The organism is Salicola sp. AFF1, from assembly GCF_056783195.1.
The window spans coordinates 1-14,580 of sequence record NZ_JBXAYL010000032.1; the positions used below are offsets into that span (position 1 = coordinate 1).

The 14,580-nt window shown below is 59.8% G+C and carries 15 protein-coding genes; 6 read left to right on the forward strand and 9 right to left on the reverse strand.

Annotation, left to right across the window (positions count from 1 at the left end; all coding sequences use genetic code 11):
• The 4 genes from AC1RQI_RS14995 to AC1RQI_RS15010 all read right to left on the reverse strand — a co-directional run.
• Positions 1-332 (reverse strand): hypothetical protein (locus AC1RQI_RS14995; RefSeq protein WP_481905435.1); only part of this gene is annotated, 332 nt, incomplete at its 3' end.
• A 146-nt stretch (positions 333-478) separates the two neighbouring features.
• On the reverse strand, positions 479-868 hold the full coding sequence (locus AC1RQI_RS15000) for a hypothetical protein (protein ID WP_481905436.1): 390 nt from the start codon (positions 866-868) through the stop codon (positions 479-481).
• Between the two features lie 79 nt (positions 869-947).
• Positions 948-1,241 (reverse strand): hypothetical protein, encoded by a 294-nt coding sequence (locus AC1RQI_RS15005; protein ID WP_481905437.1) that lies wholly within the window; start codon positions 1,239-1,241, stop codon positions 948-950.
• A 366-nt stretch (positions 1,242-1,607) separates the two neighbouring features.
• Positions 1,608-3,017, reverse strand: a complete 1,410-nt coding sequence (locus AC1RQI_RS15010) for an FAD-binding oxidoreductase (protein WP_481905438.1) — start codon at positions 3,015-3,017, stop codon at positions 1,608-1,610.
• A gap of 162 nt (positions 3,018-3,179) precedes the next feature.
• Here AC1RQI_RS15010 and serA point away from each other — a divergent pair, with 162 nt between their 5' ends.
• The 3 genes from serA (at position 3,180) to AC1RQI_RS15025 (ending at position 6,661) form a co-directional block, all read left to right on the forward strand.
• Complete coding sequence (gene serA, locus AC1RQI_RS15015) at positions 3,180-4,409, forward strand: phosphoglycerate dehydrogenase (RefSeq protein WP_416635406.1); 1,230 nt, start codon at positions 3,180-3,182, stop codon at positions 4,407-4,409.
• A 22-nt stretch (positions 4,410-4,431) separates the two neighbouring features.
• Positions 4,432-4,713: a sll1863 family stress response protein gene (locus AC1RQI_RS15020; protein WP_416635407.1), complete on the forward strand. Its 282-nt coding sequence runs from the start codon at positions 4,432-4,434 to the stop codon at positions 4,711-4,713.
• A 169-nt stretch (positions 4,714-4,882) separates the two neighbouring features.
• Positions 4,883-6,661, forward strand: coding sequence for an SLC13 family permease (locus AC1RQI_RS15025; RefSeq protein WP_481905439.1), 1,779 nt, complete (start codon positions 4,883-4,885; stop codon positions 6,659-6,661).
• A 4-nt stretch (positions 6,662-6,665) separates the two neighbouring features.
• On the opposite strand, the gene AC1RQI_RS15030 is transcribed toward AC1RQI_RS15025, so the two are convergent.
• On the reverse strand, positions 6,666-7,322 hold the full coding sequence (locus AC1RQI_RS15030) for a YiaD family glycine zipper/OmpA-like lipoprotein (protein WP_416635409.1): 657 nt from the start codon (positions 7,320-7,322) through the stop codon (positions 6,666-6,668).
• Positions 7,319-8,347: an alpha/beta hydrolase gene (locus tag AC1RQI_RS15035; RefSeq protein WP_481905440.1), complete on the reverse strand. Its 1,029-nt coding sequence runs from the start codon at positions 8,345-8,347 to the stop codon at positions 7,319-7,321. Before AC1RQI_RS15035 ends, AC1RQI_RS15030 begins: the two co-directional genes overlap by 4 nt.
• A gap of 171 nt (positions 8,348-8,518) precedes the next feature.
• On the opposite strand from AC1RQI_RS15035, the gene AC1RQI_RS15040 reads away from it, so the two are divergent.
• Positions 8,519-8,833, forward strand: a complete 315-nt coding sequence (locus AC1RQI_RS15040; RefSeq protein WP_481905441.1) for an STAS domain-containing protein — start codon at positions 8,519-8,521, stop codon at positions 8,831-8,833.
• A 50-nt stretch (positions 8,834-8,883) separates the two neighbouring features.
• Here AC1RQI_RS15040 and AC1RQI_RS15045 read toward each other — a convergent pair whose 3' ends face one another.
• From AC1RQI_RS15045 to AC1RQI_RS15055, 3 genes are read right to left on the reverse strand one after another with little or no spacing between them, the layout of a single operon-like run.
• On the reverse strand, positions 8,884-9,792 hold the full coding sequence (locus AC1RQI_RS15045) for an alpha/beta hydrolase (RefSeq protein ID WP_481905442.1): 909 nt from the start codon (positions 9,790-9,792) through the stop codon (positions 8,884-8,886).
• Positions 9,793-9,815: 23 nt separating this feature from the next.
• The gene (locus AC1RQI_RS15050) at positions 9,816-11,111 is read right to left on the reverse strand and encodes a TRAP transporter large permease (RefSeq protein WP_416635632.1); all 1,296 of its coding nucleotides are present in this window, start codon (positions 11,109-11,111) and stop codon (positions 9,816-9,818) included.
• A 28-nt stretch (positions 11,112-11,139) separates the two neighbouring features.
• Complete coding sequence (locus AC1RQI_RS15055) at positions 11,140-12,054, reverse strand: TRAP transporter small permease (RefSeq protein ID WP_481905443.1); 915 nt, start codon at positions 12,052-12,054, stop codon at positions 11,140-11,142.
• A 169-nt stretch (positions 12,055-12,223) separates the two neighbouring features.
• On the opposite strand from AC1RQI_RS15055, the gene AC1RQI_RS15060 reads away from it, so the two are divergent.
• Together AC1RQI_RS15060 and AC1RQI_RS15065 are read left to right on the forward strand one after the other, a co-directional pair.
• Positions 12,224-13,372: a TRAP transporter substrate-binding protein gene (locus tag AC1RQI_RS15060; RefSeq protein WP_481905444.1), complete on the forward strand. Its 1,149-nt coding sequence runs from the start codon at positions 12,224-12,226 to the stop codon at positions 13,370-13,372.
• Between the two features lie 124 nt (positions 13,373-13,496).
• Positions 13,497-14,576 (forward strand): FAD:protein FMN transferase, encoded by a 1,080-nt coding sequence (locus AC1RQI_RS15065; protein WP_481905445.1) that lies wholly within the window; start codon positions 13,497-13,499, stop codon positions 14,574-14,576.
• Positions 14,577-14,580 lie beyond the last annotated feature (4 nt).

The window sequence follows — 14,580 nt, forward strand, 5'->3', positions numbered from 1 at the left end:
GGATGGAGAGCGGGTGGACGATCAATCTGACAGGAGCGCCGCCTGATGGTCATACACCAGATTTGACAATAACTCGTCGAAAACTCAAACCTGTCATTGGAGACGGCGAGGTAGTTATTGGGTTCGGAGTTTTCTTCAAGCATGCGGCGGAGTGCAGTTTTCCCGCCACCCCTCGGGGCCAATACTACACTTGAAGAAGGAAGGGAGGGGTCACCCAAAACGCCATCAAAGAAGGGTGGCGGTACGAAATAATCCGATAAATTCCGCTCTTCATCAGCGTTAGTCTTCGCAAAAGGGTGATCGCCGAAACCAAGCTTTTTATAAAGTGCCATATACACTTCACTATTTTTTTGGTGAATTTCCCGGTTTATAATCCAGCCTTTTTAATCTATTACTTAAACAGGCTAACGCCAGCGTACCGGGCCGGTTTGTGGAGCACCAGCGGAACAAACCGGTCCCGTTGACGCATTGGTTAGCACTACCGGTTAACTGCAGTGTAAGACTTGCCTTCAATCATCCCGGAGTTGGACAGGGTTACCTCAAATCGCTTAAAAAGAGCCATGAAGTCAGCAATATTCATTTCAATACGGAACTCCTTAACTTCGATTGGCTCTCCGCTAGATTCGATCATCTCAGGAATATTGTCGAAACCTTTCAGGTCCGAAACCAGAAAAGTGACGCTTACCGGATCGTTGTGTGTACCATGATTCTCTCCAGCCCACATTGACATCCCAATAACGAAATCGCCATCGTCGATATGGCCTTGCTCTTTTAACCATTTTGCCGCACCGGTTATATCGGCGCTGTCGGCTGCCGCACTTCCCTTTAGATCATTATATTGAACAGACGCTTTGAATTTATCTAACATTTTTGCTTCTCCTTTTTTGGCGGAATAAAACCAGAGCGCATCATGGCACCTATGTTTTTCTTTATGTATTTTTTAAAATCTATTTATTGGCAATAACTTCAATCTTGCCAGTATTGATTTCATCGATTATCTTCAAACCTTGATGCCTAAAACTAAGCCCCACCCAAAGAAAAACAAGCGCCGCAACCGCCATCAAAATGACACTAGCTGTCGAGGGCTTTAGCAAAAAAGGAAGAAACGAAGCCAATATCAACCAAAACGATTTCTCACTTAGTGATATTAATTGCTTGGCGTATAATATTTTGGACTCTTCACTTTTATAGTGATGATGTGCTTTTCCGTGTGCGAATTGAAAAATTTCCCTAAACTTCATTCTCACTCCTTATTGAAGTTTGTTGGGTGCTAACAGAGATTAGTGTGCCCACACCGTTATTCAATATCGTTGCCGGCTCAATAACAACACGTCCGGCGCGAGCCATCTGCGTCAGGATCTACTTCCGTAACAATACCTTACCCCAGGCCAGAGCCGCGCCCCCTGTCATCGCGTGACCTCTCATTTTTGCTCACTCAATAACACGGCTGGTGCGCACGGTCCGGGCATGCCAGAGCCAGAAAGGGTGCGGCATTCGCGCCTTAAGGCGGGTTGGCTTGGAGAGAGAAGGCGGCCGCTGCAAGCAGTCCCTGATTCGTCATCCGCGACGAACCGGGGACTACCGCAGCGACCCAGGGGCCGGCTGGATCAGTCCGCGTCGATCAGCTTGCCGGGGTTCATGATGCCGTTGGGGTCGAACACCTTCTTGATGCCCTTCATCACGGCAATCTCCTCAGCGCTCTTGGTGAAGCCAAGATACTTCTTCTTCACCATCCCCACCCCGTGTTCAGCGGAGACACTGCCCTCATAGCGCTGAACGATCTCAAACACCAGGTCGTTCACGGTTTCGCAGCGCTTGAAGAATTCCTGCTTGTCCATGCCCCCCGGTTTGAGGATGTTCAGGTGCAGGTTGCCGTCACCGATGTGGCCGTACCAGATGATCTCGAAGTCCGGGTATTCCTTCTGGACCACCGAATGGATCTCGTTGAGGAACTCCGGAACGCGTGAGATCCGCACCGACAGGTCGTTCTTGTAGGGCGTGTGCGGTGCGATGGATTCGGAAATCCGCTCGCGGAGCTGCCACAGCTTCTCGGCCTGGCTCTCGCTCTGGCTGATGACGCCGTCGACCACCCAGCCCTGCTCCACGCACTGCTCGAACAGGCCCATGGCCTCTTCCATCACGCCCTCGGAGACTGCCTCGAACTCCAGCAGCGCGTAATAGGGGCATTCGGTTTCGAAGGGCCGTGGCACTTCGGCATGGGACTGGACGTGGCCGATGGCTTCATTTGAGAAGAACTCATAGGCCGTCAGGTCCAGCTTCGAGCGGAAGTTCTGGAGTACGTCCATGGTGTTGGTCAGGTCATTCAGGCCCAGCACCATCACCGTCAGGTTGGAGGGCTGGCGGGCGAGTTTCATGGTCGCCTCGGTGATGAACCCAAGCGTGCCCTCGCCGCCGATGAACAGCTGGCGCAGGTCATAGCCGGTGTTGTTCTTCTCAAGCCCGTTGTTGAGCTCAAGGATCTCGCCAGAGCCGGTAACCACCTTCAGGCCCAGCACCCAGTCCCGGGTCATGCCGTAGCGGATGACCTTGATGCCGCCCGCATTGGTGGCGATGTTGCCGCCCAGCTCACTGGAGCCGGCGGAGGCGAAGTCCACCGGGTAGTACAGGCCCTGTTCCGCCGCATACTGCTGCAGCTGCTCGGTCACAACGCCCGCCTCGCACTGCACCAGGCGGTCGCTGGCGTTGAAGTCCAGGATCCGGTTCATGCGGTCCATGGCCACCACCAGCTCACCGTTGGCGGCCACGGCCCCCGCGCTCAGGCCGGTGCGCCCACCGGATGGCACCAGCGCCATCTGCTGCTCGTTGGCGTAACGGACGACGGCCTGGACCTCCTCCGTCGACTTGGGGAGCACCACGGCCAGCGGCGCCGGATCGTAGATACGCGTCCAATCGCAGCCGTAGGCGGCCAGGTCATCGGGGGCGGTCAGGACCTTGCCACCGTCGGTCAGAAGTCCTTCTAGGGTCTGCGGATCGAACGCCGTTGCCGTTGTATTCATAACGTCAGGATTCCTCCAGGAACTGTTCAAAATCCGATCAAAAATCGGGAAAAGCGTCTCAGCTATGCTACCATAGCTTCTTCATCAATGCGGCGGAGACCGCAACTTTCTGATTTCATTTCATTTTTTCGAAAACTCTGACTCAGACTGGAATTTTCTGTCATGGCTAAGACATCACTCGACAAGAGTAAGATCCGCTTTCTGCTTCTTGAAGGCGTTCACCAGTCGGCCGTGGATACCCTGAACGCGGCCGGTTACACCAACATTGAGCACATCAGCCACTCCCTGCCGGAGGACGAGCTGCTGGAGAAAATCAGCGATGCCCACTTTGTCGGCATCCGCTCGCGCACCCAGCTCACTGAGAAGGTGTTCCAGCATGCCAACAAACTCGTGGCCGTGGGCTGCTTCTGCATCGGCACCAATCAGGTGGATCTTGAGGCCGCCAAGAAGCGCGGCATTGCCGTATTCAACGCGCCCCACTCCAATACCCGCAGCGTTGCGGAACTGGTGATCGCGCAGACCATCCTGCTGCTGCGCGGCACCCCCGAGAAAAACGCGGCCGCCCACCGTGGCGTCTGGATGAAGTCCGCCAGCAACAGCTACGAGACCCGGGGCAAGAACCTGGGGATCATTGGTTACGGCAACATCGGCTCGCAGCTGAGCGTTCTGGCCGAGTCGCTGGGGATGCACGTATACTATTACGACGTCATCGCCAAGCTGTCTCTGGGCAACGCCACCCAGGTTGGTTCCATGAAGGAACTGCTGGCGATGTCCGACGTGGTCACGCTGCATGTGCCGGAGACCGAATCCACCCAGAATATGTTCGGCGCCGAGGAACTGGCGCAGATGAAGCAGGGCTCGATCCTGATCAATGCCTCACGCGGGACCGTTCTGGACATCGACGCCCTGGCGGACAACCTGCGCTCCGGCAAACTGCTTGGCGCGGCCGTGGATGTCTTCCCCACGGAACCCAAGTCCAATGACGAGGAATTCGTCTCGCCGCTGCGCGAGTTCGATAACGTCATCCTCACCCCGCATGTGGGCGGCAGCACCGTGGAAGCCCAGCAGAACATCGGCACCGAGGTCGCCGGTAAGCTGGCTACCTACAGTGACAACGGCACTTCCGTGGGCTCGGTGAACTTCCCGGAAGTGGCCCTGCCGGAGCACCCCAACCAGCACCGGCTGCTGCACATCCACCAGAACATTCCGGGTGTCATGTCCGAGATCAACCAGATCTTTTCCGAGAATGACATCAATGTCTGTGGACAGTACCTGCGCACCAATGATCAGATTGGTTACGTGGTGGTGGATGTCGACAAGGAGTACAGCGACGTGGCCCTTAAAAAGCTGCGTGAAGTGAAAGGCACCATCAAGGCACGCGTACTGTTCTGACCCACTCGTAGGGAGGTGTGACATGTCACTGAAGGAGTCGCTGGTCCAGAAACTGGAGAAGCAGGTGGAAAGCTGGGAGACCAAGCTGGACACCCTCCGCGCCCAGTTCAACGAATACAAGGTGAAAGCGGAGAACCGCGAGGCCACCGAGGAGCTCAAGGAGAAGACCGCTCAGCGGATCGCGGACCTTCAGAAGGACATTGATGCCGCGCGCGCACGGCTTGAGGAAGTGCGCGCCAGTGGCGAGTCGCACCTGAACGAGGTCAGGAGCAAGGTTGAGGACTTCCTGAACCGCCGCTCCTGATTCCAGGAGCCGGGCACCCGTCCCAGTGGGTGTCCCTCCTTTTTTCCCTTGCTCTCCCCCTCTCTGCCTCTTATTCCAAAAAGCATTAAGAAAATGAACAATCAGGCTTTCTGGCAATATAGGCCAGTGGTAGCCTCCCCCGGTATTCCCGCAACGACCGAGAGGCCGCATGGACTGGACTGGCTGGACAAGCCTGATGACGGTTGCCGGCGTGCTCATCACCCTGATGACCACGCGCCTGGGGACCGATCTGGTCATGCTCACCGCCCTGATCTTCCTGACCGTTTCCGGGATCCTGACCCACCAGGAGGCGCTGGCGGGGTTCAGTAACAGCGGCCTGATCACCGTTGCCTTTATGTACGTGATCGCGGCCGGCATCCATAACACGGGTGGGCTGGACTGGATCATCAAGCATCTACTCGGCCACCCCGAGTCCACCCGCTACGCCCAGGCCCGGGTCATCGCGCCGGTTGCCGGCCTGAGCGGCTTCCTCAACAACACCCCGGTTGTCGCCACCTTCATCCCGGCCATCACCCGCTGGGCACGACACCACGGCCTCCCGGTGGCCCCACTGCTCATGACCCTGAGCTATGCCGCCATCCTGGGGGGCACGCTGACGCTCATCGGCACCAGCACCAACCTGATCGTCAACGGCCTCTATGTGGACCTGGCGGATACCGAGGGGTTCCATCTTTTTGATATCACCCGCATCAGTGTGCCGGTGATTCTTGCCGGCCTGGTCTTCATCGTACTCTGGCTGCCGTTCGCGCTTCGTGGCCGCCGGGGTAATGGCCGCCAGATGTTCGGGGATTTCCGTGAGTACACCGTTGAAATGGCGGTAGCCAATGACGGCCCCCTGGTAGGCCAGACCGTGGAAGAAGCCGGTCTGCGCCACCTCCAGGGGCTCTACCTGGTGGAGATCGAGCGCGAAGGCGGCGTCGTCACCGCCGTCCCTTCCCAGGAGCGGCTGCGCAGCGGTGACCGTCTGGTCTTTGCCGGGGATGTCCAGTCCATCATTGAGCTGCGTCAGATCCGCGGACTGGTGCCCTCCACCGAGGAGCAGCCCCTGCTGGCCAAGGACGCGCCGGAGCGACGCATTGTGGAGGCGGTGGTCTCGCCGGAGTGCCTGGCGGTGGGCAGCACCATCCGGGAAAGCCGGTTCCGCGAAAAGTACGGTGCCGTGGTCCTGGCCATCGCCCGCAATGGCAAACGTATCGAAGGCAACCTGGGCAACATCCGCCTTGAGGCCGCCGACACCCTCCTGCTGGAAGCCCGGCCGGTGTTCGTCACCCGCCAGCGCTACTCAAGGGACTTCCTGCTGGTTAACGATACCGAGGAAGAAAGCCCGGACCACCGCAAATCCTGGCGGGCTTGGGCCATCCTGATTGGCGTGGTGCTGATGGCCGCCAGCAATACCCTGTCCATGCTGCACGCTGCCATGGTGGGCGCTCTGGCGATGCTGGCCAGCAACTGCCTCACTCTCAATCTCGCCCGCCGCAGCCTGGATGGCCACGTCCTGCTGACCATTGCCTGCTCCTTTGCGCTGGGCAATGCCATGGACAAGACCGGCGCGGCGGCGTGGTTGGCTCACGGGGTGCTCAGCCTGACGGCGGGCCATTACCTGCTGATGCTGATTGCCACCTATGCCCTGGTCAACCTGATGACGGAAATGATCACCAACAATGCGGCGGCGCTGCTCACGCTGCCGATTGTGCTGGCGATCACCCAGAGTGCCGGCATGCCCGCGGAGCCCTTTGTGTTGACCCTGATGATGGCGGCCTCGGCCAGTTTCACCACACCGCTGGGGTACCAGACGAACCTGATGGTGTTTGGTCCGGGCGGCTTCCACTTCACCGACTTCATACGCGCCGGGCTGCCGCTGAACATCCTCTGCGGCATTATGACGGTGCTGAGCGTGAGCACCGTCTACCCCACCGGCGCGGGCTGACGCCTCACTCCATCGGCATCAGGTCAATCTCCACACGGCGGTTCTGCTGCCGGCCCTGCTTCGTATCATTGCTGGCAATGGGGAAGCGCGGCCCGTAGCCCCGGGTATGGATGCGCCCCTGGGCAACCCCCTGATTGAGCAGGTACTGGGCAACGGACTCGGCGCGCTTCTCGCTGAGCTGCTGGTTGTACTCAAAACTGCCGGTGCTGTCCGTGTGGCCGCCCACGGCAATGGCGGTCTGATTGAACTCCTTGACCACCAGGACGACCGAGTCCAGTACCTCGTAGAAGGAGGGGCGGATGTTGGACTGGTCCACATCAAAGGTGATGTTGCCGGGCATGATCAGCTCAATGTTGTTGCCGTCGCGCTTGACGCGGACACCGGTTCCCTCAAGGCGCTTACGCAGGGCCGCTTCCTGGCGATCCATGTACTGGCCGATACCAGCACCGAGCAGCCCCCCGGACGCCGCGCCGATCATCATGCCCTTTTCCCGATCCCCCTTGCTGGAGGTGGCCGCGCCGGCGGCCGCCCCGGCAACAGCGCCGATCACGCTGCCGATGACGGTTTTGGAGGTCTGTTGCTCACCGGTATAGGCATCCTGGGTGGCGCAGCCGCTGATCAGGGTTGTACTCAGGGCAACGGCCATCAATGTCTTCTTCATTGCTCATGCTCCTTCTTATGGAAACCGGGCACCGTCACTTCCGCCAGTACCCGCTCAATCTCAGCCCCCACGGCATCCTGAACCTGGGTCAGGATCGACTCCGTCTCGTTCACCAGATGGTGCCTGCCGCCGGGAATCTGATAAAGCCGCAGACGCCGGAACTTGCGTCTCAGAACCCGCAGGTTGTGCTGCCAATCCACGGTCATATCCTGCTCACCCTGAACGACCGCCAGATCATAATCCACTGGCAGTGCCGCCTCGATACGCGGAATCCACCGTTTCAGGGCGGTTACCCAGTTCATGGCCATAAACCGGGCCTGGAGCGGGTCGTGCTCTTTCAGGAAGCGCACGAATTCGCTGTCATTGCTGTTCGCGGTGAACACCCGGCGCCATGTCTCGCGGAACGGGTTCATGACCATGTGCAGCCATTTGCCACTGCGAAAACCCGCCGGGCGGACCAGCGGCGCCAGCAGCACCACGCCGCTGAAGGCAATGGCCTCCGGCGCTTCCCCACACGAGAGCAGGTAATCCACCAGCACAGCCCCACCCGTGCTCTGCCCGATCCCGATCCAGGGAGTGGGAACGTGATCGCGGGACAGACCCAGCACCGTGAGCAGCACCCGCTGGTACTCACGGAAACTCCCGATGGCGGTTGGCCGACCGCTTGAAAGACCATGGCCTGGAAGATCGTAGATCAGTACGTTGAGACCCAGGCCCAGACAGTAGCGGATGATGCGGGTATAAAGCCCGGCATGGTCAAAATAACCATGGAAAAGGAACACCGTGCCGTGGGCACCGGACTGCTCATAGTAGTGGGTGGCAATGCGGTAGCCCGCCGCTCTGATCCAGCCCAGATGGTGACTGACGCCGGGGTAGTCCGGCTCTGGCTCAAGGTTGTAGAAGCTCAGGTAGGCGGCTACTACGGCATCCGCCTCTGGGGTGTCCGCAAAGCTGAACGGTGGAAGCGAGGCAACAACCGCATCGCGGTCCCAATCAGGCTGGGTGACACTATTGTCCTGCGGCATCCAGATTATTCCGACTAAAAGTTAAACAGTTCTCACAGCTCACGGCGGGACCACCGTTAGCATCTGTTGTCAGCCCCGACCGTGAAACCGCGTAAGCGTGATTCAAGGGCGCGATGAAAACGCCTGTTGATGATGACATCCAGATGAATCCAATGCACGGGACGCTACCCCATGTTCAGCATCGAAAAGCTCGAGAACGGTGACGGCACTGTCACCCTGTGCCTGCATGGCCAGTTCGACTTCCATGCCTATAACGATTTCAAGCCCAAACAGACGGAAGCATTGGACGCCCCCGGCACCCAATACCTGGTGATGGACATGACCAACCTGGATTATCTGGACAGCGCCGCCCTGGGCACACTATTGCTGCTGCGTGAAAAAGCCCAGGACCGCGATATCGAGGTGCTGATCCGGGGCGCCTCCGGCGTGGTGCAGGATATCCTGGAAATCGCCCACTTCCGGCGCATGTTCCGGTTCATCGACTGACCAGGAGCCGGAATCAACCAAGCGCGCTGATGCCGCTCCGCAATTCCCTGTCAGCCCAGAAGGTGACGCTGGAAGAAATCGACCTGGTCGGACGAGGAGCGCTCAAACCCTTCGCCCACGTAGATGTCAAAATGCCCCAGGTCATCGTAACGCCGCAGTTCCGCCCGACCTCCGGCCTTGAGCGCGGCCTTCTCTGCCGCCTCGGGAGGCGCCACGGAATCCCGCCCGCAGACCTGGATCAGTATCGGGCAATGTAAGCGGCGAGCATGCCTCAGTGGCCGGTAAAGCGGCAACTGCAGCGCCAGCCTCGCCGCCAGTTCATTCCGCCAGTCCGGTGGGGCAATCGCCTGATACCCCTCGTAGGCATCCTCCGTGGTCATGGCGGCGGTTTCACCGGGGTGGCCCACAATGGGGGCATAAAGTGGCTCACGCCCCACCAGGGCCTGGACCTGATCACGCAGCCCCAGAACGCTCAACCGCATGATGCCCCCCAAGCCGGCATAGCCAACCACATTGAGAACCGCGGCCAGGCCGTCCATCATCGGCCCCTGCGCCGAGACCGCCGCTACCCCACCATCCCGGGCCGCCGCCACCAGCACATGCCCCCCGGAGAAGGAGGAGCCCCAGAGTGCGAGGCGCCCGGGATCGATACCCGGTTGCTGGCGTGCAAAGTCAATGGCGCCCTGCCAGTCCGCCAGCTGCTGCGGGACAGAAATCAACTGGCGTGGCTCCCCTTCACTGGCACCGAAGTGGCGATAATCGAACAGCAGCACGTAAAAGCCAGCGCCCGCGAATGCCCGGGCATAGGGCACCAGTCCGGCGTCCCGCGTCCCGCCCAGCCCATGCGCCATCACGATGCAGGGACATGGTGCGCGTGCCGGCTCGGCTGGCTCGAACCACCAGCCAGCCAGTGTATCGCCCTCAACGGGAAACCGAACCTCGGCTGGATCGTAACGCATCGGGACACTCCTTCAGGTTGTTGTTACCGCATCAAACCGGGCAGGAACAGCGCGATCTGCGGGAACAGGATCAATAATGCCGTTGACAGCAGCAGGATGAGAACAAAGGGTGGAGTGCCACGGATGACCTCAAGGTAGGGGCGCCGGAAAATGGCCACCGCTGTAAAAATGTCACATCCAAAGGGGGGTGTGGCGGAGCCAATTGCCGCCTGGAGCACCACCAGTGTCCCTACGTGTACCGGATCCAGCCCGGCCGAGGCAATGGCCGGTGAGAAGATGGGCGTCAGCACCAGGATCACAACGATCGGATCCACGAACATACAGCCCACAAAGTACGCCACCGCGATCAGCACCAGCAGCTGGTAAGGGTGCTTGGCGGCTTCGGCCAACAGGTCGCCCAGGACCAGGCTCGGAATCTGGGCAAAGGAAATCATCCAGGAAAACGCCATTCCGGCCGCCACCAGGATAAAGACCACAGCGGTGATCATGCCGGTGGACAGCGCGATTTCCGGAAGCTGGGAGGGCCGCACCTGCCGGTAAAGCACCATCTCCAGAACGAGAGCATAGGCAACGGACATGGAAGCCGCCTCGGTAGGACTGAAGGTGCCCGTGTAGATCCCGCCGATGATGATCACTGGGAAGCCGGTTGCCAGGCTGGCCCGCTTCAGCGCCAGCAGCCGCTCCGGCCAGCTTGCCTTCGGCTGTACCGGAATACCCTTCCAGACCGAGATGCCGTAACAGTAGAGCGCGAACAGCGCCAGGATCATCAGCCCAGGCCCGATGCCGGCGATGAACAGGGCCCCGACCGAGGTTCCGGACACGACCCCATAGATGATCATGCCAATCGAGGGCGGAATCAGCAGGGCAATATCACTGGCGTTAATGATCAGCGCAATCGCAAACCGGTCCGAATACCCTGCCTCGATCAGGCGGGGCCGCAACGGCCGCCCCATGGCCACCACCGTGGCCTGGGTGGAGCCGGACACCGCGCCGAACAGCGTACAGGAAACGGCCGTGGTCACCGGCAGACCGCCCCGGATATGGCCCACAAACTTGCTCACCAGGTCGAGCAGACGGTTCGCCGTATGCCCCTTAATCATGATGTCAGCGGCCAGGATGAACATCGGAACCGCCACCAGCACCGTCTGTTCCACGCCCCCGATCATCTGCTGGATCAGCGTGGCCTCGTTAAGGCCGGAAAACTTGGCCGCCATCAGCAACAATGCGCCAGCCGTCAGGGGCACCATCATGGGATAGCCCATCAGCAGCAGGACCACCATCACAATCCCAACCAGCAGCGCGACGTCCGGCGTCGTCATGGCGCCCAGATTGAGCCATTCAATCATCTCACCCATGGTCGCGCTCCTCCGGCTGTACCTCTTCGGCATCAAATCCGCCCGTCATGCCGGGGTCAACGCCCTCTTCCTCATATTCGTCCCGCTGGTACCAGGAGAGGTAGTTCTCCGGGCTGATCAGGTTCCGCACACCGGCCAGGAAGAACTGGATGCCGCCGAACAGAAAGCCAAGCGGCACCACCATGTAGTTGAGGTAGACCGGAAACCCCGTTGACGGTGTGACACGGCACTGACCGCTGCGAGCCTCGACCAGGCCAATAAACAGGTGGAAGACGCCCCACGCCACCAGTGCCACCCCCACCAACCCCGCAAGAGCCAGCGCGTGCCGCCGGAACCCTGTATAACGGGCCAGCACGCGCTCGCCTCCCTCACTGAGCAGCCGAATGACATGGCCCCCCAGAGCGAAGCCAACAAGCGTGACTGCAATGCCTGCTGCCAGCGGCATTTTCCCGAGCGGGACCGCAATAACCCCAAGGTCGATACGATCCGCCAGGATACGGCAGCTGCGCTGGACGTCGGCGGCATAGTTCCAGGCGAAATCCGCGAGCGCGAACAGCAGCCAGGCTGTGGTGAAGCTCACAATGATGAGGAGGATCTTCTGGCCCAGATGGGGAAGCAGGTCATGCAGGGCCGAAACACGGATGTGGCGGGCGTGGCGGGCTCCGATACCGATGCCGAGAAAGGTGACCATCACCAGCAGCATCTGGGCCGTATCATTGGCGAACTGGAGGCTGAAGCCCAACAGATTGCGGGCGATCACATTGGCTACCGTCACCGTCGCCATGCCCGCCACGCAAAGGATCAGGGCACTGCGCTCAAACCAGTCAAGCCCGGAATCCATCCAGTCAAAGGGCACCTTCAGGGCATGGCGCCAGCCACCGCCGGGCCCGGTTTGGGATTGGTCCATGATGGGACACTCCAGAACGCATTCAGATGAAACAATAGTCTGCGCCCTTGGGGTTCAGCAACACGCCGTTACCCTGTTCCCGGAATTCCCCATAGACGCTTTAGCTTCTGTAAAGATGTGTTATGTTTAATTTGCGATCAAAAAGAAATCCAATAGAGGGAGACAGGGTATGAACCAACCTCGCCAATGGCTTACGGGCCTGATGATGCTGCTCGCCATGGCATTGCTCCAAGGCTGTTCCGACGGTTCCGGCGATGGCGAATCCGCCAGCGGAGAGCAGGAGGAAAAGCAGTCCCAGGAGGAAATGGAGCGTGACGAAGAGCTGGCGCAAGAGCGCGAGTCCGATACCTGGCGCTTTGCGCTGGAAGAAGTTGAGGGCAGTGTGCAGGACGCCTACGCTCAGGAGTTCAAGCGCCGCATCGAGAAGCGGACCGACGGTGAGGTAACGGTTGAGGTCTACCCCTACGGGACGCTCGGCACGTCCTCCCAGCTGACCGAACTGCTCCAGAACGGCGCTGTCGAGATGGCTTTCGCCTCACCGGGCCACCTGGCGGATGTCATACCGGAAGTCGGCATTTTCACGCTGCATTTTGTGCTCTCCGAGGATCCGGATGTGAACCGCGAGGTGCTTTCCGACCAGCGTGTTTACGACCTCTTCCAGCCGCTCTACAACGAGCAGGATCTGCGCCTGCTGGACATCATCCCGGAAGGCTGGATGGTCTGGAGTGGCGACACGGCACTGCGCAGCCCGGAGGATTTTGAAGGTTTCAAGATCCGCACCATGACGTCTCCGATCCTGGTCGAGTCCTATAAGGCCTATGGCGCCAACCCCACGCCGACCCCCTATTCCGAGGTCTACAGCGGCCTTCAGCTGGGGCAGATCGACGGGCAGGTGAACCCGATCTTTGCCATCGAGGAGATGAGCTTTTACGAGGAGCAGGACGTACTGACGTCCGCGCGTCACGCCCAGTTCATCACCACCCTGGCCACCGGCAACAACTGGTTCAGCAACCTGCCGGAGGAACGCCAGGAGTTGATCCAGGACGTGCGCACCAACATGGTTGGCTGGATCGACGAGAAGCAGCGGGAATACAACCAGAAACGTCTCCAGAAGATTCTGGACGAAGGTGGCACCGAATGGGTTGAACTGACCGAGGAAGAGCGTGACGTCTTCCGCAAGGCCAGCAAGGATGTGCGCCAGATCTATCTGGAGCAGGCTGGTGAGAAGGGCCAGAAGATTCTGGACACCATCCTTGAGATGACCCAGCCATCCGGGGAAGCGCAAGCAATGCAGGAGCCGGAAGACGACGCCGCCTGACCCTGCCCTACCGGACTCTGGATAAGCCCGGCTCCGGCCGGGCTTTTTTGTGCCCACGCCACGGATGTTAAGCGAGCCCGGAGTGCGTATAATGCCGCCAGCTACTGACCTGCCTGGAGCCGCCATGCCGAGCCGTACCGCGCTTCTGCCCACCCGCCTGCTTTGTCTGCTGGTACCGCTTCTGCTCCTGGCTGGCTGCGACGGTCCCGGAAAGCCTGACGCCAGCAACGTTCCCGTCACCCAGCTGGAAGGGCGGATCTTTGGCACCTTCTATCAGGTGAGCATCGCCGGCGAACTCACCGCAGGCCGGAAGAAGACGCTGCACGAAGCCATTCGTGGGGAACTGGAGACGGTGGACCAGACCATGTCCACCTACCGGGACGACTCCGATCTGATGCGGCTGAACAACAGCACACCGGGCGATTGGGTCAAGTTGCCTGAAGGCGTGATCGAGGTTCTGAAGACAGCGGACGCGCTTTCCCAACGAACCAACGGGGCCTTCGACACCACCATCGGCGGCCTGGTGAACCTCTGGAGCTTTGGCCCGGAAGCCCGGCCCAAGGAGGTCCCCTCCGACGCCATCATCACCAGACGCCTGGAACAGGTTGGTCATGACCAGCTCGAGATTGACGCCTCCAACAACAGGGCCAGGCGCTTGACGGACCTCTTCGTGGATCTGTCCGCCATTGCCAAGGGCGAGGCCGTGGACCGGGTGGCCCAGCTCCTGACCAGGCGCGGTCATGAACGCTACCTCGTCAATATCGGGGGCGACTTGCGTGTTGGGGATCGCAAAGCCACCAACGCTCCCTGGCGGATCGGCATTGAAGTGCCGCGTAATGGCCCCCAGACCCCCAGGCATGTGCTGCCACTGGAAAACATGTCCCTGGCAACATCCGGCGACTACCGCAACTATTTTGAAGCGGACGGGCAGCGCTATTCACACACCATTGATCCGCGCGATGGACGCCCCATCACGCATTCGCTGGCTTCTGCCAGTGTGTTTCATCCCAGCAACCGCATGGCGGATGCGCTCGCCACTGCTTTCATGGTGATGGGCGTGGACACAACACTGGACTATGCTCAAGACCATGACATTGCGGTGCTGGTCATCGAACACTCGCAAGAGGGATTCCGTACACGGGTGTCGCCGGCCCTTGAGCAGATGCTCTCGCAAGAGGATCTGTCAGCGCTGAACACCGATTAACCGG

Coding starts and splice junctions, on each gene's coding strand:
- AC1RQI_RS15025 (WP_481905439.1), top strand. CDS start 4,883: ATGGACTGGACTGGCTGGACAAGCCTGATGACGGTTGCCGGCGTGCTC.
- AC1RQI_RS15040 (WP_481905441.1), top strand. CDS start 8,519: ATGTTCAGCATCGAAAAGCTCGAGAACGGTGACGGCACTGTCACCCTG.
- AC1RQI_RS15050 (WP_416635632.1), bottom strand. CDS start 11,111: ATGACGACGCCGGACGTCGCGCTGCTGGTTGGGATTGTGATGGTGGTC.
- AC1RQI_RS15000 (WP_481905436.1), bottom strand. CDS start 868: ATGTTAGATAAATTCAAAGCGTCTGTTCAATATAATGATCTAAAGGGA.
- serA (WP_416635406.1), top strand. CDS start 3,180: ATGGCTAAGACATCACTCGACAAGAGTAAGATCCGCTTTCTGCTTCTT.
- AC1RQI_RS15065 (WP_481905445.1), top strand. CDS start 13,497: ATGCCGAGCCGTACCGCGCTTCTGCCCACCCGCCTGCTTTGTCTGCTG.
- AC1RQI_RS15035 (WP_481905440.1), bottom strand. CDS start 8,347: ATGCCGCAGGACAATAGTGTCACCCAGCCTGATTGGGACCGCGATGCG.
- AC1RQI_RS15020 (WP_416635407.1), top strand. CDS start 4,432: ATGTCACTGAAGGAGTCGCTGGTCCAGAAACTGGAGAAGCAGGTGGAA.
- AC1RQI_RS15010 (WP_481905438.1), bottom strand. CDS start 3,017: ATGAATACAACGGCAACGGCGTTCGATCCGCAGACCCTAGAAGGACTT.
- AC1RQI_RS15005 (WP_481905437.1), bottom strand. CDS start 1,241: ATGAAGTTTAGGGAAATTTTTCAATTCGCACACGGAAAAGCACATCAT.
- AC1RQI_RS15045 (WP_481905442.1), bottom strand. CDS start 9,792: ATGCGTTACGATCCAGCCGAGGTTCGGTTTCCCGTTGAGGGCGATACA.
- AC1RQI_RS15055 (WP_481905443.1), bottom strand. CDS start 12,054: ATGGACCAATCCCAAACCGGGCCCGGCGGTGGCTGGCGCCATGCCCTG.
- AC1RQI_RS15060 (WP_481905444.1), top strand. CDS start 12,224: ATGAACCAACCTCGCCAATGGCTTACGGGCCTGATGATGCTGCTCGCC.
- AC1RQI_RS15030 (WP_416635409.1), bottom strand. CDS start 7,322: ATGAAGAAGACATTGATGGCCGTTGCCCTGAGTACAACCCTGATCAGC.